Origin of the sequence: Haloarcula mannanilytica (assembly GCF_005406125.1) — an archaeon.
GTDB classification, from domain to species: Archaea; Halobacteriota; Halobacteria; order Halobacteriales; family Haloarculaceae; genus Haloarcula; species Haloarcula mannanilytica.
In genome coordinates this window covers 26,969-47,397 of the sequence record NZ_BIXZ01000006.1, presented here as the reverse complement: position 1 = coordinate 47,397, position 20,429 = coordinate 26,969, and the positions used below count along the sequence as shown (strand labels likewise).

Annotated in this window: 14 protein-coding genes and 1 pseudogene; 9 read left to right on the top strand and 6 right to left on the bottom strand. The window is 54.7% G+C overall.

The features are described 5' to 3' along the window. Positions 1 to 17 precede the first annotated feature (17 nt). The 6 genes from Harman_RS15175 to rdfA form a co-directional block, all read right to left on the bottom strand. Positions 18 to 1,352 carry a 5'-deoxyadenosine deaminase gene (locus Harman_RS15175; protein ID WP_137684627.1) on the bottom strand — a complete coding sequence of 445 codons (1,335 nt, stop codon included), beginning with the start codon at positions 1,350 to 1,352 and terminating at the stop codon, positions 18 to 20. A gap of 119 nt (positions 1,353 to 1,471) precedes the next feature. Then, entirely contained in the window at positions 1,472 to 1,669 is a 198-nt protein-coding gene (locus Harman_RS15170; protein WP_137684626.1) for a 30S ribosomal protein S17, read from the bottom strand. A 55-nt stretch (positions 1,670 to 1,724) separates the two neighbouring features. Further along, positions 1,725 to 2,573, bottom strand: a complete 849-nt coding sequence (nadE, locus tag Harman_RS15165; protein ID WP_137684625.1) for an NAD(+) synthase — start codon at positions 2,571 to 2,573, stop codon at positions 1,725 to 1,727. Between the two features lie 412 nt (positions 2,574 to 2,985). Further along, positions 2,986 to 3,810 (bottom strand): hypothetical protein, encoded by an 825-nt coding sequence (locus Harman_RS15160; RefSeq protein ID WP_137684624.1) that lies wholly within the window; start codon positions 3,808 to 3,810, stop codon positions 2,986 to 2,988. A 223-nt stretch (positions 3,811 to 4,033) separates the two neighbouring features. Continuing rightward, positions 4,034 to 5,824, bottom strand: a complete 1,791-nt coding sequence (locus tag Harman_RS15155; protein ID WP_137684623.1) for an archaea-specific SMC-related protein — start codon at positions 5,822 to 5,824, stop codon at positions 4,034 to 4,036. Next, on the bottom strand, positions 5,821 to 6,468 hold the full coding sequence (gene rdfA, locus Harman_RS15150; RefSeq protein ID WP_137684622.1) for a rod-determining factor RdfA: 648 nt from the start codon (positions 6,466 to 6,468) through the stop codon (positions 5,821 to 5,823). The genes Harman_RS15155 and rdfA overlap by 4 nt, the downstream gene beginning before the upstream one ends. A gap of 633 nt (positions 6,469 to 7,101) precedes the next feature. Between rdfA and Harman_RS15145 the strand changes: the two genes are divergently transcribed. From Harman_RS15145 to Harman_RS15100, 9 genes and pseudogenes are all read left to right on the top strand, one after another. Continuing rightward, entirely contained in the window at positions 7,102 to 10,266 is a 3,165-nt protein-coding gene (locus Harman_RS15145; protein ID WP_137684621.1) for a GAF domain-containing protein, read from the top strand. A gap of 70 nt (positions 10,267 to 10,336) precedes the next feature. After that, entirely contained in the window at positions 10,337 to 10,600 is a 264-nt protein-coding gene (locus tag Harman_RS15140; protein WP_137684620.1) for a HalOD1 output domain-containing protein, read from the top strand. Positions 10,601 to 11,095: 495 nt separating this feature from the next. Then, a pseudogene (locus Harman_RS15135) lies at positions 11,096 to 11,775 on the top strand (IS6 family transposase). 416 nt (positions 11,776 to 12,191) lie between these two features. Further along, complete coding sequence (locus Harman_RS15130; RefSeq protein ID WP_137684619.1) at positions 12,192 to 12,734, top strand: DUF7344 domain-containing protein; 543 nt, start codon at positions 12,192 to 12,194, stop codon at positions 12,732 to 12,734. A 1,430-nt stretch (positions 12,735 to 14,164) separates the two neighbouring features. Next, positions 14,165 to 14,365, top strand: a complete 201-nt coding sequence (locus tag Harman_RS15125) for a hypothetical protein (protein WP_137684618.1) — start codon at positions 14,165 to 14,167, stop codon at positions 14,363 to 14,365. A 111-nt stretch (positions 14,366 to 14,476) separates the two neighbouring features. Further along, positions 14,477 to 15,256, top strand: a complete 780-nt coding sequence (gene aglF, locus Harman_RS15120; protein ID WP_137684617.1) for a UTP--glucose-1-phosphate uridylyltransferase AglF — start codon at positions 14,477 to 14,479, stop codon at positions 15,254 to 15,256. Between the two features lie 693 nt (positions 15,257 to 15,949). Further along, on the top strand, positions 15,950 to 16,759 hold the full coding sequence (locus Harman_RS15110; RefSeq protein ID WP_137684615.1) for a glycosyltransferase family 2 protein: 810 nt from the start codon (positions 15,950 to 15,952) through the stop codon (positions 16,757 to 16,759). Between the two features lie 770 nt (positions 16,760 to 17,529). Then, on the top strand, positions 17,530 to 18,666 hold the full coding sequence (locus Harman_RS15105; protein WP_137684614.1) for a Gfo/Idh/MocA family protein: 1,137 nt from the start codon (positions 17,530 to 17,532) through the stop codon (positions 18,664 to 18,666). A 219-nt stretch (positions 18,667 to 18,885) separates the two neighbouring features. Further along, on the top strand, positions 18,886 to 20,391 hold the full coding sequence (locus Harman_RS15100) for a lipopolysaccharide biosynthesis protein (RefSeq protein ID WP_137684613.1): 1,506 nt from the start codon (positions 18,886 to 18,888) through the stop codon (positions 20,389 to 20,391). The last annotated feature ends 38 nt before the right edge of the window (positions 20,392 to 20,429 follow it).

The following is a 20,429-nucleotide window of genomic DNA, read 5'->3' as shown; positions in this document are numbered from 1 at the left end:
GGAAAACACACATTGTGTCAGGGTTTCTGTTCCTGGGCGGACCTGCGTTCCGCTTCGAGGTCCATCTCCAGGCCCATCCTCGAAGCCTGAGAGCGGACAGCATCGGCGTCGATGGTGGTTACCTCGCCGTGTTCCATGAGGACGTTGCCGTCGACCATCGTAAAGCGAACATCGTCGCCGTGGGCCGCAAACACCAGATGTGAGAGTACGTCGTGCAGCGGCGTCGCCCGCGTGAGGTCCGTATCCAGACCGACGATGTCGGCACGCCAGCCCTCCCGAATCGCCCCGAGCTTCTCGAAGCCAGCGGCTTTCGCGCCGTTGCGCGTCGCCATCTCGAATATCTCGCTCGCCGGAGTTACCGTCGGGTCCAACTGGTCGACCTTCTGGAGGAGACTCGCCTGTCGCATCTCGGTGAAGGCATCGAGCGTGTTGTTACAGGGCGGCCCGTCGTTGCCGATGGCGACGTTGATACCGCGGTCGCGGTAGTCCCAGACCGGCGCGATACCGCTGGCGAGTTTCATGTTCGAGGACGGGCAGTGAGTGACGTGCGTTCCCGTCTCGGCGAGGACTTCGCGCTCGCTCTCGTCGGTCCAGACACAGTGGGCCAGCACCACGTCCTCGCCGGTGAGGCCCACCTCGTCGAGCCAGTGGATATTGCGCATGCCGGTGTCTTCTTTGACGGTCTCGATCTCGCTCTGGTTCTCACTGGCGTGGGTGTGGATGCGAACACCGTCGTATTTGTCAGCGAGTTCGCGTGCGCCGCGAAGACAGGCCTCGCTACAGGAGACGGCAAAGCGGGGCGTGACGGCGTACCGGATTCGGCCGTTGTAGGACTGGTGGTACTCCTGAATCAGCCGTTCTGATTCGTCCAGTCCAGCCTGCGTGTCCTCCAGCAGCCCCTCGGGCGAGCGCTGGTCCATCAACACCTTGCCGAGCACGCCGCGGATACCGATTTCGCCGGCCGCTTCGAAGGCGCGGTCCGCGTGGGCAACTGAGAGGTGGTCAATACAGGTCGTGGTTCCGCTCTCGATCATCTCCAGATAGCCCAGTTTCGCCGCGACCTCCATCTCCTCTGCCGTCAGGGAGGCCTCCATCGGGAGGATGTAGTCGAACAGCCAGTCGAGCAGTTCCGTGTCGTCGGCGATACCGCGGCCGAGACTCTGCACTGAGTGGATGTGACCGCCGACGAGTCCCGGCAACAACACATCGTAGGACTGGTGTTCGTGGTCGGCGTACTGTGCTTCGAGGTCGGCACGGGAACCCACAGCCGTGATGCGGTCTCCGTCGACTGCAACCGCCCCGTCCGGCAGGACAGTCTCGGAATCCGCAACGACAGTCCCAGTGAGTAACATACGTCCTGCAAAACGGTCTCAGCATAAAGAAGGTCCCCATGCCGGGCCGACCGCCGACGTGATGAGACCCCACAACACACATGTGCCACGCCGTGTGGCCCGTGTGCGTCGAGGTGGCGTCACCGTTGGGTGCCGTTCCCCGTCCGCTTTTTCCGTGTAATGTATCCAGTGAGCCGGGTTCGGATGCGAAACGAGTCCACGCCGACGAGTCGTTGCACCAAGCGAGTGTTGGTCTCGTACTGCTCTGTAAACAACTCCGGATACTCCGCCAGCAGCCTGTCGCCGGCGTCGATTATCTCCTGGGGGTCAGCATCCATGGATGTGAGTCTCCCGGAGTGAGGCTGTTAACTGCTTTGCTCACAGAACGCTGGCTCAGTGATCCATCGAGGGTTTCGGCGGCGTGTGTCGTTTGTGCCGCGTCTGGGCACACCACCGAATCGCTCGCTCGACAACGGATTGCTCGACATCGACTCGGTCGGCGACCTCAGGTGCGGAATAGTCCCTGTCAATCGCAAAGTGGAGGATGCTGTCGAGGTCCGTCTGATCGACGCCCAGTTCCGCCGCATCAGTTGCGCTCGTGTGCTTGATCGGATGGGGGGAGTGGTCGAGTATCTCCGAAGGGACAGCGAGGGCATCGGCCAGCGCCTCGATCTCGGTCCGGTAGAGGTCACCGAACAGCGACAGGTCCACACCGTTTTCGCCGTATTTCGCAACGGAGCCAAGCAGCCGATCCGTCCGGGGGACTGTTCCCACGACCAGCTCGTTTCTGGTGTTTGCGACGTAGTATTTACACGCCATCCGGAAGCGCTCGCTGGCGTTTTGCATCGCCATGAGGTCGTCAGTCGGCTCACCGGCGTCGCCGACGACCCGCTGGAACGCCGTCAGCACGGGCTGTAGCTGAAGGCGATGACATTCGATGTCAAGCAGCGACGCGACGGTTTCGGCCGTCCGGGCAGGCGCTTCGTCGTTCAGTTGGACCGGCATCACCAGTCCAGTCACGTAATCAGCCCCGATCCCGTCGACGGCCAGCGCCGCCGCGACAGTCGATTCGACACTGCCATCGAGCGGGACAACCAGCCCGTTTGCCTCCGCCTCGATGATCTTGTTCTCTAAAAACGCCGGGAGGATCCCCTGGATCCGCCTGGTCGCTGCTTTCGACGTGGCTAATCCGTTGTCCTCGCGGGGGAGTTTGAGCGTGTGGGGATGCGTTGCTTTACTCACAGCAGTTCCCTCCCGCGCCAACCGCGATGTACCTTAGAGATGCGACTACCGGAACGCATGCATCCAACCAGCCTAGTCATGATAGGAAGTAGTCCACTGGTGTCGTATAACTGTTGTCGACAAACGTCATGAGTGTCTTTGGTAGCCTCGATACACCTTATATATTACATTTAGTTATATAAAGTTTTTCTCGGTGAATCTATCGAAGTCATATGAATTGCAAAGCTATAGATTCTAGATAGGATGAGTTTTTGCGAGATAATTGTCTATTCGTAAAACAATGGTCTGGGTGCATGGTGTACGAAACACTGTTGGAGTGTCCCCGGTGACGCACAACAGACTTCACCGAGTCGTATCCGAGAGAACCCTGATTTAATCGGCGACAAAACAGATTGAACGGCAACGAAACTCCTCACTTCGCGGGGCTGGTCGTGTCTACGGACTGCTCGGTGACGACCAGTTCACGGTTGACGATCCGGTCGACAATCGTACTGCTGTCCATCTGGTCCGATACCACATCACCGTCCGCAGTACAGCGGTTGATTGCATACGAATCCAGTGCGTTCCGGTTTTCGGTGACAGGTTCGACGATTTCGATTCGGTCATCAGTAACGGTGTTGCGGTACGTGACACCGGGCGCGATGCTGACAACCGGCACATCAGAGGGCCAGTCCCAGGTGAACTGCTTTTGATATTGGTCGAACTGCCACACGAGCCGGTCGACAGCGGTCTCAGTTTCGAGCGTGCCATCGGCGGCCGCCGCCAGCGTCCGGTCCCAGTAGTCGATAACACAGTCTTTGAGGTCCGCTTGCAGGCGTCCCTCGACCATCTTCTGCTCGATGGGATATCGCAGTTCGATAGCGACGATAGCGTGGCGGTCGAGATGGGTGAGACAGCGCTGACATTCCATTTCGAACACGGACAGGCCAAGCGGGCGCTCGACAGTCAGATGGACGAGTTCGTTCCCGCAGTTCGGACACCACAGGAACAACACGTCGTTGTCCACGTCAGTCACTTCGGCCAGCACAGTCAAGTCCTCAAACGTCTTGTCGACTTCGGAACCCCGTGACTGGCCGGTCTCGTCCGGTACAGCCTCGGGAGAACCGTCCGCGTACTTCGCGAGTTTGCGGTCTTTCAACAGCGATTTGATGACCGAATCGTGTGATGAGTGTGATTCCTCATTCCGTATTTTCTCTAATTCCGTTTTCGTCCAGTCTTTAACCCTAATAGTCGCCATTTGAGCTAGAGATGGAGCTAATACTAATAGGATTTTTGTATAATGCCCCTAGAAGTAAAAATACACCTACCACACTCTCAACAAGCAGTAATAAATGGATAACGCAGGGCAGAGAGAACCGCCAAATCATTAACTCGGTCGGGGAGAGGGTCAGACTGTCGACTGTCCGTCTGTGAAGCATTTCGTCACAGCAAATATCTTGAAAGAGAGACAGCTGACGGGATCAGTCAGCCGAGGCCTGTTTCTCGTTTGCGACGTGCCACTCTGTTGGATCGATTTCGTGCCCATCGAAGGCCGTGTATTCCGGATACGCAGTAAACACCAAGTACTCGGTTCCTTGCTGTAAATACTCGATAAGGGTGTGGAGGTTGTCATCATCAAGCCCCCCCAGGCCGTCGACCAGCATGAGTGGGGCAGTCTCGTCAACGTCGAAGGACTGTCGGCCGGCCAACGCTGCCACGAAGCCGATGAGTTCGAGTTCACCCTCGCTAAGCGCATCCAGGCTCGCTTCCTGGCCGTCCCGAGCCACGACGATATCGAATTCCGGGGTGAGCCGGGCCGTTTCAAACCCGGTCCCGAACCGAGCAAGGATGTCCTGCATCGCCGCATCAAACGCCTCCCGTGCCTCGCGTTTGGTTCGGTCTTTACGGCTCCGGAGTTCCGTGAGATCGTCACGAACCGATTCGAGGTCGCTTTCTAAGGCCTCGACACGGGCGGCCCTCGTTTCCAGTTGTGCCAGTTCGTCGGCCGTCTCCTCCAGTTCGGCCTCGCGATACTTGATTTCGCTTTCGACATCCGACAGTTCCGCCACCGTCTCATCGACACGGTCGGACAGTCGTTCAACCTCCGCCTGGGCCTGTTCGAGCCTGTTTCTGGCCGCTTCGAGGCTCTGTTCCCGGTCTGCTAGCGTCGCCTCCAGATCAGCGATTTCCTCCTCTAAGTCGCCTTTGCGACGGCGCGCCTGGCTTATCTCCTCGCGCTGTGTTTCCAGTTCCTCAACGGTATCGCGGTAGGTCTCCTTCTGTGCGCGACGCGCCGTGAGTTCGTCCCCCAGCGCGTTCAGCTGGTCCGCTACGTCCGCCCGTGTGGTCTCGCTGCCACAGGTCCAGCAGGCGACGGTATCCCCGTCGATATCGCGCTCTACGTCAGTAAGCAAGTCCAGTCGGTTCTCGCTGAGGACCATCTCAGTGGCGGAGTACACGGACTGGAGCACCTCAACGTCCCGTTCTACTTGCGAAAGATTCTCGCGCGCGTCCGCGAGTCGCTCCTCGATATCAGTGTACTCCGGGATTTCGAGTGCATCGAGATCAGCGCGCCGTTCCGAGAGTCGCTGTTCCGTCCGCTCGATACTCTGTTCGAGTCTGTCGATACGGTTCCGAGCCTGGTTCTGCTCGGACCGAGCCTGGCTGAGCTGGCGGCGAACCGACTCCGAACTGTCGGCACTACTCGTCTGGTTGTCGATTGTCTCACGTTTGGCCTGTAGTTCCTCGATTTCAGTTTCCAGCCGTGTCACTTTCTCTTGAACGGTCGGGAGCCGCTTTTTCGCCTCGCGCGCCTGCGACAGTTCTGTTTCGATCTGTTCGCGCTCCCGCTGTAATGTCTCGATCTGTGCATCGATATTCTGGAAGTCGAGTGGACGCAACAGTACGTCTTCGAGGTTTTCCCCCGCCCGAACAGCGCGACGGACGGCATTCCGCTCATCCAGACACGCAAACAGCCCAGCACGGATAACGTCATACTCGTCGGTGAGGTATGGCTGGCCCTGCTGGGAAACAACACCGTTCTCACGGGTGAGCGTCACGTCATACACTCCGCTCGGGGTTTCGAGATGTACCGTCCCGCTGTCAGCCCCTTCAGTCAGTTCGGTAGAGACACCGAGCGCCGCTTTGATAGCTTCGATGAAGCTCGACTTCCCCTGCCAGTTCGAACCACGGACGATGTTCACGCCCGGCTCCAGTGTCGACGAGCCATCCAGGATCCCAGCGATCCGTTTGATTTCGAGGGTCCAAGTCATGAGTTGTGTGACGGGAGTTGCGGGCTCCGATGTTGCTTGCAGACGTACCCACGTTGAAGTGCTACGTCAAACGGGACACGAGTGGGACAGTCAGGGCACCCGAGCTGGATCTGGGCTTCAATCTCCGCGGCGTCGCCGCCGTCGATATCGCCTTTCTTCGCCAGCGAGGACAGTGCTGTTTCGGCCTTCCGTTCGACGACGGTTTTGGCCGTTGCGACGCTCTCACGCTCCCAGTTAGTCGTCGCCTTCTGTGGCTCCTTTCGACCGTCCAAACAGTCGTTGAGGTGGGTTCGCATTGTGCCCCACGAAACCATGTCATCTCGGAGTGTTCCACCGGGAATTCCAACGGCCTGCAGCCGCTCGATGAGTTCGTCCCGCCGTAGGTCGTCATCGCCTCGCAACGTTTCGTAGTCGCTATCTATACGGGTATCGAGGGATTCACGGCCGTGTTCAGTGTAGACTCGTTTGAGGAGCCGTTTGTTGAACCACGCTGTCAGTGACCGATACCCCATTGTGGTTCGGTCGTCCGCACCCGTCCACCGCGCAAGCAGGCCGTCGTCAAGCGAATCGTATACCGGGTCCGCCGACGCCAACCCGTACTTGTCGATAACCGTGTCTACTTTACAACCAGAGTCAGCAGCCATTATCGGACAGTTTCGACCCGTTCAGTAATAGTTTTTGACGGAATGGTTACGTACAGTCTGCATATCTCGGGAACTGGAGGGAGTTAATTTATACCCTTAGTATGTGAATATGGGGAGGGGACTCATACGGGTTTAAAATCACCTATCGCTCAAACACAGAGTATTATATTTTTTATATTAGTACGATATTTATATTTATTTGACTATTAAGGTAGGTGTGGCAGCGAAATCACCGAAGTGAGTGCCCCAACTGAACGCCAGTGTTGAATTCAATTAAACCGTTGAATATCCACGTGGACACCAGTTATGGATAACTCAAATAGCAGTGTCTATCCCGAAATTGGGAAGTGGATATCTTGTATCTCGCGCAATCATACAGTATATATTAGTATTATATCTATCGTATATTTTTCCTAAAGTGGATATCGAAGCCGACCGAAAATGTAGTTGTATCAGCCAAATATAACTAACACGACAGTCGTCCCAGTAGGAGTCCATGGACTGTCAACGGTTTCTGTGCCAGTCTGGGAGAACGCCGAGCGTCGCCACGATATATTGTACGGCTCTCGGTGCAGATGCCGCGGCACATCGCAAGTCAAACGTTTATACCGCCTGTCGCATAAGTAGCCCAATATGCGGAAGTTGGCCGGTGAGACCGGGCCGGCACCAACGGGTAGTGAAACGGTTACCTCAAGGATACGAGTATTATTAGTCGACGACTACGGCGAGTTCCGTCAGACGACGGCGGAACTGCTAGAACACGAAAACGACCGTATCGAGGTCATCGAAGCCGCAAGTGTCGAGGATGCGCTCAGTTACTTCGACTCCGAGTCGATCGACTGTATCGTCAGTGACTACGAGATGCCAGAGGCGGACGGGATCGAATTCGTCGAAACGGTGCGCCAGAAAAACGGGGACCTCCCGTTTATTTTGTTGACCGGACAGGGGAGCGAGACACTCGCAAGCGAAGCCGTTTCGGCGGGCGTCACTGACTACTTCGTCAAAGGTGGGGGTCCAGAGCAGTATGCGGTGCTCGCAAACAGAATCGAGAACGCAGTCGAATCACACCGATTCCGTCGGGAAACGGCCCGACTGTCACGGATCAACTCCCTGTTTCGGGAAATCAATCGGCAAGTCCTGCGGGCGTCAACAGCCGAGGAAATCAAGGAAGCCGTCTGTGAGATCCTAACGAGTTCTGACGCCTATCAGTTCGCCTGGATCGGAGAGAAAAACGAGTCGGGTGAGATCGTCCCCACAGCGGGCGGTGGCGACGCACTGGAGTACGTCGAAGAGTTGCGTTCCCGCTACGGCCCCTCCGTGTTCGATGACGGACCGTTTGGGCGTGCCTCTGAAACCGGTACGCAGCAAGTAGCGTCGGATATCCGCACCGAGTCATCGGACCAGCCGTGGCAACAACTCGCCACGGAGTACGGGTTCCGATCGATGATCGTCCTCCCGATCCAGTATACAGGATCAGTACAGAGTGTAATATCGATATACGCTGATACGCCGTTCGCGTTCGACGAAGCAGAGCAAACCGTACTGACGGAACTCGCTGAGATCGTCGCCGACGGTCTCCACTCGACCGCCACGCGTGCCGAACTCGAAATGCGGGAAGAGGTACTGCGAACCATCACCGAGGTGTTCACGACACGAGAGGGGTCGCTGCGGGAACAGATCGCGGACCTCATGCAAGTCGGCCGCAGCGTGCTGGGGACCGAGTACGCGACGCTGTCACGCATCACCGGTTCGGAATACGAGTTCGAGGTGCTCCAAACGCCCGATGAGACGATCTTTTCGGGGGGAACCATTTCGCTGTCGAAGACGCCCTGTTCGAAGGTCGTTGCAAACGGGGAAACGGTCGTCCTGACAGACATCGACGCCGACAGAAGCGATACTGACCGAAATCTCATGTGGGATAACGGGATTACTCGATATCTCGGAACGCCGCTCACTGTCGGTGGGAGTACCTACGGGACCCTCTCTTTCTACGGGTCTGGGCCGAGCGACACCGGATTCTCGGACTGGGACGTAACGCTCGTGGATCTGCTGAGCAAGTGGATCGGAAACGAACTCCAGACACAGCGGGCTGAGATGGGCTTCACGCAGTTGTACGAGACGGCGACTGACCTCCTCGGTGTGACATCGGAGGAGGAGGCCGCACAGATCGTCGTCTCGCGGACCCGCGATATCATCGGGCTCCCGGAAGTTGTACTGTACGCGTTCGACAGCGAGACAAACGCCTTTCGTCCGCTTGCAACTTCGGGGACAGAGGATCGTCAAGCCATCCCAGCGGACGACAATAGTCTCGTGAGTTCGGCCTTTTTTACGGAAGAAACCGTCGTGTGCGACGACAGTACAACTCAAGAGGCCGAGGAAGGTGCGATGATCGACGGGAAAGCCGTTTTTGTCCCGCTGGGCGACCACGGCGTTCTCCGGGCCGGCGACACGGTCGGCGGGGTGTTCGACACGCAGTCCCGACGGATCACTGAACTCCTTGGTGCGACGATTCGGACAGCATTCGACAGGCTGACATACGAAACGGAACTCGAAGACAGGCAGCGAGACTTAGAACAGCAGACGGTTCAACTGGAGCAAATGAACCGACTGACGGAGCTGAGTCAACGGATCCACGAGCAGGTCCTCAGGGCCGACAGTCGGTCCGAAATAGAGCAGGCGGTGTGTGACCAGTTGGTCGCATCCGATATCTGTTCGTTCGCCTGGATCGGCGAGTACGAGTCAGACACGGATCGCGTTACGCCGCGAACGTGGGCAGGAACCGACCGTGGTTTCTTGGAAGAGTCCCGGACACCGTCGAATGAAACACCGCCGCCCCCAGCGGTCCAGACGGCCCGAACTGACGAACAGACGTTGGACAACAACATCGCAGACCGACTCAACGGGAAAGGGTGGCAGCGCCGGCTGTTAGAGCGGGGCTTCCAATCAGTTGTCAGCATCCCGCTCAGCTATCAACAACTCTCCTATGGCATCCTGACCGTGTACGCGGAAACACCCGATGTCTTCGATCTGCCCACCCAGTCAGTACTCGAAGAGGTGAGTGACACGGTCGGATATGCGATCAACAGCATTGAAACGAAGCAGGGTCTCGTCGCGGATCGTGCCATCGAGATTCAGTTGGAAGCGACGGAATCTGACGACATCCTCCATCGGATCGCGGCTATCGTTGACGCTGAGGTCACCTTCGAAGGGATCGTCCCACAGGGAGATAGCAGCTGTATCGTGTTTTTCAGTACTGACGCTCTACCCGATGAGCTGGAAGCGTGTTCGGATGTTCTCCCCCGGATTCAACGATTAGAGTGTTTAACCGACACAGAGGACACGAGCCTGTTTGAAGCAAAGGTTTCAGGCCCGCAACTCGCACTGACTGTCGCCGAACAAGGCGGGGCTCCGCAACTTCTCAGGTCTGACGGTGAGATGCTGGAGATCCAGCTTGAAGTCCCACAGACCGTCGATATTCGCCAACTTATCTCGGAATTACAGCGCTCGTGTCCGGATATCGAACTGGTAAGTCGGCACAAACAGGAACGCGGTGTTCAGACACGGGAGTCGTTCTATTCGGAATTGACGTCACAGTTGACGCCCCGACAGTTCGAGGTCCTGCTCGCAGCCTTCTACAGTGGGTTCTATCAATCACCCCGGGACAAGACCGGCCAAGAAATCGCCGATACACTCGATATCTCCCAGCCAACGTTCAGCCACCACCTTCGGGTCGCGGTCCGGAAGCTCCTCGAACAGTTGTTTAGCGAGGGGGGAACGACGCAGCATCTAGATAGTTAGCATAGCCAATCTGAGTTTGCTAGCCTGATAGCGTATAGGCTGATACGGGTGTGTGTTCATACAACAGGTAATGAGTCTGGAGTGGAACGAGACAGAAACTGTCTTTTGGGCAGACCAGCACGAATCACCGAGCGAAGCGATCGTAACCACCGTCGCGGCCAAAGAGCGCGTAACGGAAACGAGTCTTCCCCCGTTATATAATCAGGTCGATCCGGACGCCCTGGACACACTTGTTGTAGGGCAGTCAGCCGACGATATTCAGATCAGCTTCACCTACAGCGGATACACTGTCCGGATCCGGGACAGCGAAACTATCGAGATAACATCGACGTAATCCACTGGTAGTCAGCTACTAGTTCTTCCGTAAATAGATACTGACAGCCCACAATAGCGTATTCTATCGAATGCATCGCGACAGCCAAACAGCGGTTGGCGAGAGCGGACCATCAGTTGGCAAGGCAATCAGCAAAGAGGGTAGTTCTCGGACTGATCAGTCGACAGGTCCGTAGTTCCGAACCGCCGAAGAGCCCAGCAGAGATACCAGCGATAGGGAGCCTTGCTATCGGTGAGACAGTGAAAGCCAGATGATCTATCACATCGGTGTGGAATATTGCAGTCCGAGATCAGATCGGTGTCGAGCAGTGAATCTGAATAGAGACCAGATATACTACGAGATTTGCTTCCAGGCTGAATTCACTCTACCCGTGCCATCGGTCAGTACCGCTTAAATTGCCCGAATTGTAATATATTATTAATGATATAATATAGCGTACGGCACTGTCTAGTTGAGCGAGTTTGAGAAGTGAGGAGGCCGTAGCGAGAAGTGTCCATGCAACTCGCAGACCTCCTCAGAGAGACTTTAGATGAGGACAATCAAGACGTTTGGGAGAACGAGCGCACCCCGACACCCGTCCGGCGATTTGGGGTGCGTCTCCACACGGCGGGGCTGTCGATCAGGGAGACGGTCGCTATTTTAGAGTTGTTGGGTGTCGATCGTTCTCACGGTGCAGTCTGGAACTGGGTTCATACGCTCTCTGAAGCACAGAGCGACCCGCGACGGCGGAGCCGTCGCGGGTCGCGGTCGATGAGAAACAAATCGAGGTCGACGGCGAAAAGAAATGGTTGTACGCCGCTGTCGACACCGAATCAAAACTGTTGCTCGAAGTTGACGTATTCAGCCGCCGCGGGACTGACCCCGCGGCGGCGTTCCTGCACCGGCTCACTCAGAAACACGATGTCGCCGATTCAGTGTTTCTCGTCGATGCTGGCGGCTATCTGACTGCCCTCTCACGACACGATTTGAGCGGTCGACTCGACTATCGAATCCGGAACCACATCGAAAAATGGTTCCAGACTGTGACCATGCGAATCGACCGCTTTCACTCCTTCTGGAGGGGCAGTCATCGGAGCGCGAAACAGTGGATACGACGCTTCAGACACCACTACAACCACGAACGACCCAATCAAGCTCTCGACGGACGAACGCCAGCTGAGGAGGTCCAGAACTAGACAGTGCCTAGCGTACCCACATAGCCGGATAGCGTCGTATTAATAAACATAGATCCGCGAATACAAGCGTATTCAGGGCGTGACTAAGAGAGTAATCCAGCTCGTACCAAGCCAACCAATGGCCTACTGCACAGCGGTTTCATATGTATGCCTTTTTTTATTTATGCAATTGTATAGTGATTACAGTCTCCAGAACAGCGAATATTTCCGACAACGATGGACCCACAGATTATAAGCCAACTGTGGCCAGCCGGTGAAGAACGGTGGTCTAATGATCCCGACAAGTAGCTCTTTCTTACTCAGGAGCTAGAGGGTAACGGGGGTGTAACAAAACGTTACCCCGGGTTGCGTGTACATATGTCGCTCTCGCGGCCTGAACACAAACCAATGCAGCAATCGAGGTCATGAGCGAACCGATGGTAGAGGAAGAACCAGAGCTCTCACGCGACCGAATGTTCGATATCCTCAGCAGTTCGAGGCGTCGATATACTCTGTACTATCTGCGCCAGCAACAGGAGCCGGTCCAATTGACCGACCTGGCTGAGGAGCTGGCTGCGTGGGAAAACGATACAACCGTCGAAGAGCTCTCCTCGCAGGCGCGAAAGCGGGTGTACGTCTCACTGTATCAAACCCATGCTCCGAAACTCCAAGAAGCAGGACTGATAACGTACAACGCTGATACAGGTGAGATCGCACTTCGGGAGGACGCACCGGAAGTCGAGCCGTTTATCAGCAACAGCGATGGCGAGTCTAATTGGTACCGGTATTATGGGGCCGTCGCCCTGTTGAACGCACTGTTACTACTTGGGACGGTTATCGGCATTCCACTGCTCAGCTCGGTCAGTCCAATCGTTATCGGATTGGTCGTCATTAGTTCATTCCTCATTCTGTCTGTTGTTCATGCAGTCGCCATCCGTCGAAATGATAACGACAAATCCTTCGATATTGGCGAGCCTTAACCTGAAACTACACGGAAAAACACCCCCCGAGAATGTGTTACTCTTCGTCTTCGGCCGCCCCTTCTGGCAGCAACTGATCCGGGGACCGCTTGTACATCGGTGTACTCGCAAATTCCGAAATCCGTTCCATTTCGCTGTCGGAGATATGTTCCGGCATACACCGCTACCTGTAGCTGTTACAGTTTAGTAATTGAGTTCATATTTGAGGTAGTCGTATTCTTCTATGCGCTTGTCGGTATTCGATATCTCGGGACGGGTCGGTGCCAAGCATCCGAGTTCCGGAGTGCTTTCGTTTGACTTTCGAAGTGCGACCGAACGTTTATCAGGCCATGACAAGCATCCAAGATCTCCGACCACGCGCAGTAGTCTATCTCTGAGGAGAAAATCGCCACATAGAAGCGGTCATATCTACTGTAAACTAGTGACGATGATGGTCTATCTTCGACTGACTAGTGTCTGAGAACGTTATTATGACTATATTAGAGCGAAGCTTGACTCATAGTGATTCTTGTAGATTATTTCCGGATAGCGCCGCCCCCGGGGGGTCGGCGCGTACCGGTGAATCGCTACAATGATCACTATCAGAGATTACGTGCCAGCACCGGTAGGTGGTGCATCGGTCAAAACAAGCCGGAAAGACGGTGTAACCGAAACCGTCCCGGCTCATCATAAAGGTGGAGAGAGCGATCCGAGTCGACAGCGACTAAACAGGGCACGAGCGTCCCTGAGGGGGGTGGGTGGTAAGGATTGGGCCGGTGTTGTGGGTGTCGGGTAACTGCCCTCTCCAGCAGACAGTAACACGCAGGCATGTATTGTTATAATCGTGTTATTTCAACACAGCAAAGCCTACCAGCCCTGGTTTACGGTGTGAACTGCGGTATCCGACTCTATCACTACGATAGTGAATGGGTCCGCTCAGGATAGGACGAACAAATCGGATCAGGCTACTCAGGGTCAATAAGCCCAGATACCAGGGTTCAACTGCCGGTTTGTACCGTTTGACTTCCAAACGCCAGGGGAGGTCCTAGTCACGACTGACAGCGAATTCCGTGGCTCCATTCGACGGCTATTCAATCATCAATACAGTATTGTGATATATTACTTTCTATCAGACACCTAGTTTGATACAGTAATTCCACCTTACTATCAGTGTGTTTTCCGTTTTCGCGAGTCATTGGACAGAGACTGGTAGAAAATTCTGGTAAGTAACTGGATATGAGGTGATAAGTGAATACTATGTATGAGGGCACAATTGTTAATATAGTAATTACACCTTTCCGGAACATGCATGCTATTAGCAGGATAGTAGGGAGGTCGAAAGATATCCATAATCCAAGATTAGAGCGATTTAAAGAGAGTTACAGGGTGTGGTTTTCGTACGCGCAGTTGAGTTTGTCAATACCGGGACATTTACACGGAGTGGTATCGGAATGATGACTTCAGAGGAGTGGAAAGAAGTACCGACAGATCCGGACCCGGAATCGGACCTCGGATACGAGATGGAAGAACTAACGGTTGTGAAATCATCAACCGATTCGCAGTTGATATTTTTGCCGGAGCATGAGTCCCAACTCGGTGACGAAGAGTTCATCGTCATCCACTCAGATTCACTGCGTGACCTTCGGCGATAAGTGAGCCAAAACCGGTACCCCACTGAACTTATATAAATACGGAAGCCAGCAGAAGGCTAGTTCCAATTAGTAGCAGCATTACAATGTCATTTCTGCGGATTCGTGTGAGTGATGAAAGCAGTAGTTCTTGCGGCCGGAAAGGGAACACGACTTCGCCCGCTAACGGATGAGCTCCCCAAAGGACTGGTGACTATCGACGGAAAACCACTTCTGACGCATTGTCTTGACGAGCTCGTCTCGCTTGATGCAAGCGAGTTCGTTATTGTGGTCGGCTACCGGAAAGAGCAGATCATCGACTACTACGGAGACTCGTACAACGGAGTGCCGATAACATATGTCCATCAAGAGGATCCAGCTGGCCTCGCAGACGCGCTGTTACAAGCCGAACCCGAAATCGAGGACGATTTTATGGTGATGCTGGGAGACAACGTCTTCCGGGGGAACCTTGACACGGTTGTGCAGCGACAACAGGAACAGCGAGTGGACTGTGCATTCCTGGTTGAAACGGTTCCTGAAGACGAGGCGTCTAGATACGGCGTCTGCGTGACGAACGATTACGGTGAAATCATCGACGTAGTCGAGAAACCGGATGACCCGCCCTCGAATCTGGTCATGACTGGTTTTTACACGTTCTCACCCGCCATATTCAAAGCCTGTAGGTTGGTCCAACCATCCGACCGCGGCGAATACGAACTCAGTGATGCCATTGATTTACTGATGGAAAGCGGGAGAACAATCGATGCTGTTCGTCTTAACGGCTGGCGTATCGATGTGGGATATCCTGAAGACCGGGACGCCGCAGAGCAACGCCTCACAGCGGAACCCCCCATGCCATCGTCTGATAGTGGAATAACCAAGGAAATTGAACCGACTTCGATGGACGACGACTGAGGTGTCCGTGGGAGTCTCCAGCAGTACGGTATAAACCTACTTAGCGACACGGGGAACAGGCGATCGAAGCAAAGAGGTACGCACTTCTTGCTTGCTCACTGGTCTCAGATATCGTCGAAAACCATCTGACTGGGTAGTTCATCTGTACCGATCAGAGACACAAGTCGTTTATCCAGTGTATACTGCGGTACTACTATCGCTGACATCACTTCACATCTACCGTTATAGGAAATACATGGTCGCCAGGTGTTTTCATTGTGATCAGGACTCAGAGACGCAAACATACACTAGTAATAGCATAACAAAACAGGAAGGCCTCTATAGGTGGACTATGTGCGCTGCATGGTTTCGACAATTCATCGGGGTTTTCCTCGGGTGGCTCTCCGTTTCGTACGGTGGGATGGTGTATATTGATCTCTGGAACCCATTGTTGTACTACTTACTCAGTTACGCTGGCTTCCTGTTTGCAGTCGAGTTGAGTAATCCAGACGGTATTAGACCGAAGAATCACAAGCGATTGCGCTGGGTTTCTATGAGTGGGTTTGTCGTGTTCGTATACGGAGTCGTTTCGTGGGTACAGGCAGTCATATCGACCGGGGCTGCGTAAGTCAGATAGGTGAAGACACTACCTACTCATGCAGGACGCTTATACTAATATCGTGAAAGAAACTGTACCCTCATAGAAAGAATCACATGGTATCGGTCAGCGTTGTTATTGCGACACTGAAGTCGCGTGATGAAATTGAGGCGATACAATGCCTCGAAGACGATTCGTTCCAGGACTTCGAGGTCATCGTCTGTGATGACAGTCCGGTTACGAAAGCTCGAAATGAGGGGATACAGGAAGCGAAGTCAAACAAGATCGTATTTCTCGACGACGATTCTCGACCCCAGCCGGGCTATCTCCGGAGAGCTAACAAAGTCCTCGAAACGGAGGCGGCCTACGTGGGTCGAACTGTCCATCCGGCCGATGATATGTTTGCACGCCACTTCACCAACCACTACAACTGGGGCAATGAGCCCTGCTACGTCAACCACTTCTGGGGATGTAATATGGGCATTCACAGGCGCGTGTTCGAGACCGTCGGTGGCTGGGACGAGCAAATGGGGTGGGGCCACGAAGAGAAAGAGCTTGCAAGACGGGTCAGAGAGTCGTTTGATATTCGGTACGATCCCAAACTCGTCGTCAAACATCCGTACGCGTCGTCGATTACGGAGTATTGGAAAAAGCAGTATAAACTCGAAACTAAGAGCCCATACTACTGGTCTGAGTGTAACATTTCGCGGACAGAGCAACTCAAGAAGATTTTCTGCGATGCGATTGATCCGTTGAATTACGTCAGGAAAACCCCACTAGCTGCTGTCACAGAGGCGGGCAGTACCGTTGCAAAAACGGCGGGGCGTATGAGAGGGCTCTTGGACGACGCTACCTCCGGAAAACATCCCAGCGAGATCCCCGATATAAAAAGCCCCTCTGAGACAACATCGGAGTTTTCAGATTGACGTGAGTTGAGGAACCACATGGTCAACTAACCTTGGGTTCCTCTCTGGGTCAGAATTACTGTCATCTGAGGTTGGCGACAACACTGGACAGTTAGCCGCCAAAGCCTTGCTCACCGTAGCCGTCCTCACCGTAGCCTCGGTAGAACAGCTCCCGCTCTAAGAGGACTGCAACTCCAAACGAGAGTGCAGTGCCGACCAGAGCTAGAACTGTTCGTCGCGTAGGTCGTTTCGACGCTGAGGACGTGGGGTCTTCGGCTGAAGACATCAGTACAGTGCGCCGTTCCCCCTCGATACCGTAGCTCCACTTCGACGACGACTGCCTCGGGTCATCCTTGTCAGGAATCCAAAGACGGGGAGCGTTTTAGTAGACAGGTCATACCGACATCTACACGGATATGACGCCATTTGTCTTTATGCGGCTGAGATAGAAGCTACAGCAGGCCAAACAGAGAGACGCCAGTCAGGTCACAACAGATATTTATCATACTGCGACGGGATCATGCGTGTTTCCCGGAAATGAAGACCTGACGATTTTGCCGCCAGCCCAAGCCGATGGCCGTGCATCGTAGGTATCATTAAGAGTTCTATAATATTCTGTTTACGCCCTAAAGCCACAGTAGATAGCTGTTTGCTGCCTCTCGTAGCGAGGAAGGTAAACAAACAACCGTACCGCCTCGATAGTGACAAGACACCAGTCTGTCTGTAGTGACAGCCGAAGTGAATCAGTACGAGGTTACTACTATTGGGGCCACTCCCCCACTCATCCAGCGATGACTTACACTGTCGCAGTCATTGGGACCGGCGCAGATCCGGATGATCCGGATACTGACGGGTTCGCAATGGCATACAGACACGCTGGTGCGTACAGGCGATTGGATTCATGTGAACTCACTGCCTGTGCCGATGTCGTTCCGGAGAACGCGAAAAGCTTCGGTAAACGGTGGAATCTCCCGGAAGAGAACGTCTACACGGACACTGAGAAAATGCTGACAGCCATCGAGCCCGATATTGTCAGCATTTGTGTGCCCCCACATATTCACGCTCCCGTGGTTATGACGTGTGCTGAGAGCGGTGTCATGGACGCGATCCACTGCGAGAAGCCGATGGCAACGAGATGGGAGGACTGCCAGCAGATGGTATCAGCCTGCAAGCGGGCCGGTATCCAGCTCACATTCAACCACCAGCGGCGGTTTGGAAAACCGTTCCGGAAGGCCAAGTCGCTGCTTGAAGAGGGAAAGATCGGGTCCTTGGAGCGCATCGAACTCGGCGGGAAGAATCTGTTCGACTACGGTTCACACCTGTTTGACCTCTGTGGATACTTCACTGACCAGGCAATGTCGAAGTGGGTGATGGCCGGGATCGAGTACAGCGAGGAGAACGTGCAGTTCGGCGCGCACAACGAAAACCAGGCCATTGCACAGTGGCGGTACACGAACGGTGTCAATGGGCTCGCTTCGACGGGAGATGGCGGAATTGTCGATTGCCATATGCGGCTGCTCGGTACAGATGGCATGATCGAAATCGGCGGAGAAGTGCCGCTGCGGACCCGGACCGGGAGAAAATGGAAATCAATCGACACGGGCGGAGAAGACGTACACGGCCCCAACGAGACGATTATCGACGCTGCAAAGCAAAAGATTAGCGCGCGACTACCGGGAACCTCTGTCGAAAATGCCAGACCGGAGTCCTATATCGACCGAGCCATAGCGGACACAGTTGACGCACTTTCGACGGGGCGTGAACCGGAACTCTCTGCTGACAATGCGCTGCAGGCCACGGAGCTTATATTCGGGTGCTGGGAGTCAGCTCGGCGGTGTGGTCGGGTCGATTTTCCATTGGAGATCGAGGACAATCCACTGGAGTCGATGGTCGAAAACGGTCAACTGCTCAGTTCTGAGAACCAATAAGCCCCAGTTCAGCCCAGTCGGAGATGATCTCGGCCGAATGGTCCGATTGGCCACAGATTACACCGTCTATAACAAACAGATGGTATCCGAAGTATGTAGCAACGACGAGTCTATGCAGGAACAGCGATATGGAATACGAAGTCGGAACACCGCCATGAGATGGACTAACCGGCACGGTGCTGTCACCCCCCGCTCATTCGCTACGGAGGACAGACAGCGATGTTAGACAAGCTAAAGCGGCTCATAAAGCGACTGCTCCCGGCCAGTGATAACGTCATGGAGCAGGCCGTAAAGAGTGGCGTGTGGGTCGGCGTCATGAACGTCACTGAACGGGGACTGGAGCTGGTGTTGCTCGTCATCGTCGCCTCACTGTTGTCCCCACGCGCGTTCGGGTTGATGGGGATTGCGTTACTGACGCTCTCGTCGCTCAAGAAGTTCTCTGAATTGGGAATCAAAGAGGCACTGATACAGGCTGAGGAGGACAACGTCGACGAGGAACTCAACACCGCTTGGACGATCGAAACAGCCAGAGGAACCGTAATCGGATCGGTCTTGTTTCTCGGGGCCCCCTTTATTGCCTCAGTATTCAACCAACCGGCCGCGACTAACCTGTTTCGGGTCATCGCACTCTCGCCGTTCATCGTCGGGTTACGGAACCCCGCTGTTGTCTATTTCCAGAAAAGCCTGGACTTCCACAAAGAGTTCGTGTATAGAGTGAGCGGTGCAGTTGCGTACTTCGTCGTCACTCTGGGTGTAGCCCTGTATGACCCAACTGTCTATGCTCTGGCGATTGGGTATATCGCCGGCGACGCAGCCCGGTTCATCGTCTCATACATAGCGGACGGCTACCGACCGTGGCCCTCGTTCGATCTCGATATCGCCAAAAAGCGGTTCAGTTTCGGAAAGTGGGTCACAGCGAACTCGATCCTGTATTTCCTGTACAGTAGAGGGGACGACTGGTTCGTCGGCTGGGCACTCATGGCAAGCGCACTGGGGTTCTACCAGCTTGCCTATCGGCTCTCAAACGCGCCGGCAACCGAAATTACCCAGACGATCTCCAGCGTGACGTTTTCGGCGTATTCGAAAGTGCAAAACGACGTTGAGAAGCTCCGCTCTGGATACTTCCAGACACTCAGGATGACGACCTTGGCTTCGTTCCCAGCGGCGATGGGAATCGCGGCAATCGCGCCCGCATTCATTGATGCGTTTTTTACGCCAGAATGGCAACCGATGATACCGGTGATGCAGTTGTTAGCTATCTACGGGCTGTTGCGTTCGATGGGGGCGACGATGGGCCCCATCTGGAAGGCAGTCGGACGGCCTGATTATATCGCGAAGCTCTCAACGCTACGAGTGATCCTTATCGCGATATTCATCTACCCGGTCACGATGATGTACGGAATCGAAGGGACTTCAGCCCTCATTACCGGTATCTACATCTTCCCGATGATGCCGATAGACACCTATCTTATCGCCCGGACCGTCGAAGCGTCTCCGATTCGGGTTCTCAGAGAGGTCTCGTATCCCTTCGTGGCAAGTCTCGGGATGGCAGCAGCCGTAACCTACGTGTATCAGACAGTAGCTCTCAATGCACCGATATTGGAGTTTATCCTGCTGATACTCGTAGGTATCGGGGTCTACGTAGCGCTCGCACTGGCCCTCATGTTCAGTTTCGATTGGCAAGTGAAACAGAATCTGGAATCGATTTTCGATGCACTCGCGTGATCAAAATGAGACAGCGAACGTCCGGACAAAAGAAGAAA

Excerpts from the sequence above, each read along its gene's own strand:
- Harman_RS15175 (WP_137684627.1), bottom strand. The coding sequence starts at position 1,352 with ATGTTACTCACTGGGACTGTCGTTGCGGATTCCGAGACTGTCCTGCCG.
- Harman_RS15105 (WP_137684614.1), top strand. The coding sequence starts at position 17,530 with ATGACTTACACTGTCGCAGTCATTGGGACCGGCGCAGATCCGGATGAT.
- Harman_RS15100 (WP_137684613.1), top strand. The coding sequence starts at position 18,886 with ATGTTAGACAAGCTAAAGCGGCTCATAAAGCGACTGCTCCCGGCCAGT.
- Harman_RS15110 (WP_137684615.1), top strand. The coding sequence starts at position 15,950 with ATGGTATCGGTCAGCGTTGTTATTGCGACACTGAAGTCGCGTGATGAA.
- Harman_RS15145 (WP_137684621.1), top strand. The coding sequence starts at position 7,102 with ATGCGGAAGTTGGCCGGTGAGACCGGGCCGGCACCAACGGGTAGTGAA.
- rdfA (WP_137684622.1), bottom strand. The coding sequence starts at position 6,468 with ATGGCTGCTGACTCTGGTTGTAAAGTAGACACGGTTATCGACAAGTAC.
- Harman_RS15160 (WP_137684624.1), bottom strand. The coding sequence starts at position 3,810 with ATGGCGACTATTAGGGTTAAAGACTGGACGAAAACGGAATTAGAGAAA.
- Harman_RS15170 (WP_137684626.1), bottom strand. The coding sequence starts at position 1,669 with ATGGATGCTGACCCCCAGGAGATAATCGACGCCGGCGACAGGCTGCTG.
- aglF (WP_137684617.1), top strand. The coding sequence starts at position 14,477 with ATGAAAGCAGTAGTTCTTGCGGCCGGAAAGGGAACACGACTTCGCCCG.
- Harman_RS15140 (WP_137684620.1), top strand. The coding sequence starts at position 10,337 with ATGAGTCTGGAGTGGAACGAGACAGAAACTGTCTTTTGGGCAGACCAG.
- Harman_RS15130 (WP_137684619.1), top strand. The coding sequence starts at position 12,192 with ATGGTAGAGGAAGAACCAGAGCTCTCACGCGACCGAATGTTCGATATC.
- Harman_RS15125 (WP_137684618.1), top strand. The coding sequence starts at position 14,165 with ATGATGACTTCAGAGGAGTGGAAAGAAGTACCGACAGATCCGGACCCG.
- Harman_RS15155 (WP_137684623.1), bottom strand. The coding sequence starts at position 5,824 with ATGACTTGGACCCTCGAAATCAAACGGATCGCTGGGATCCTGGATGGC.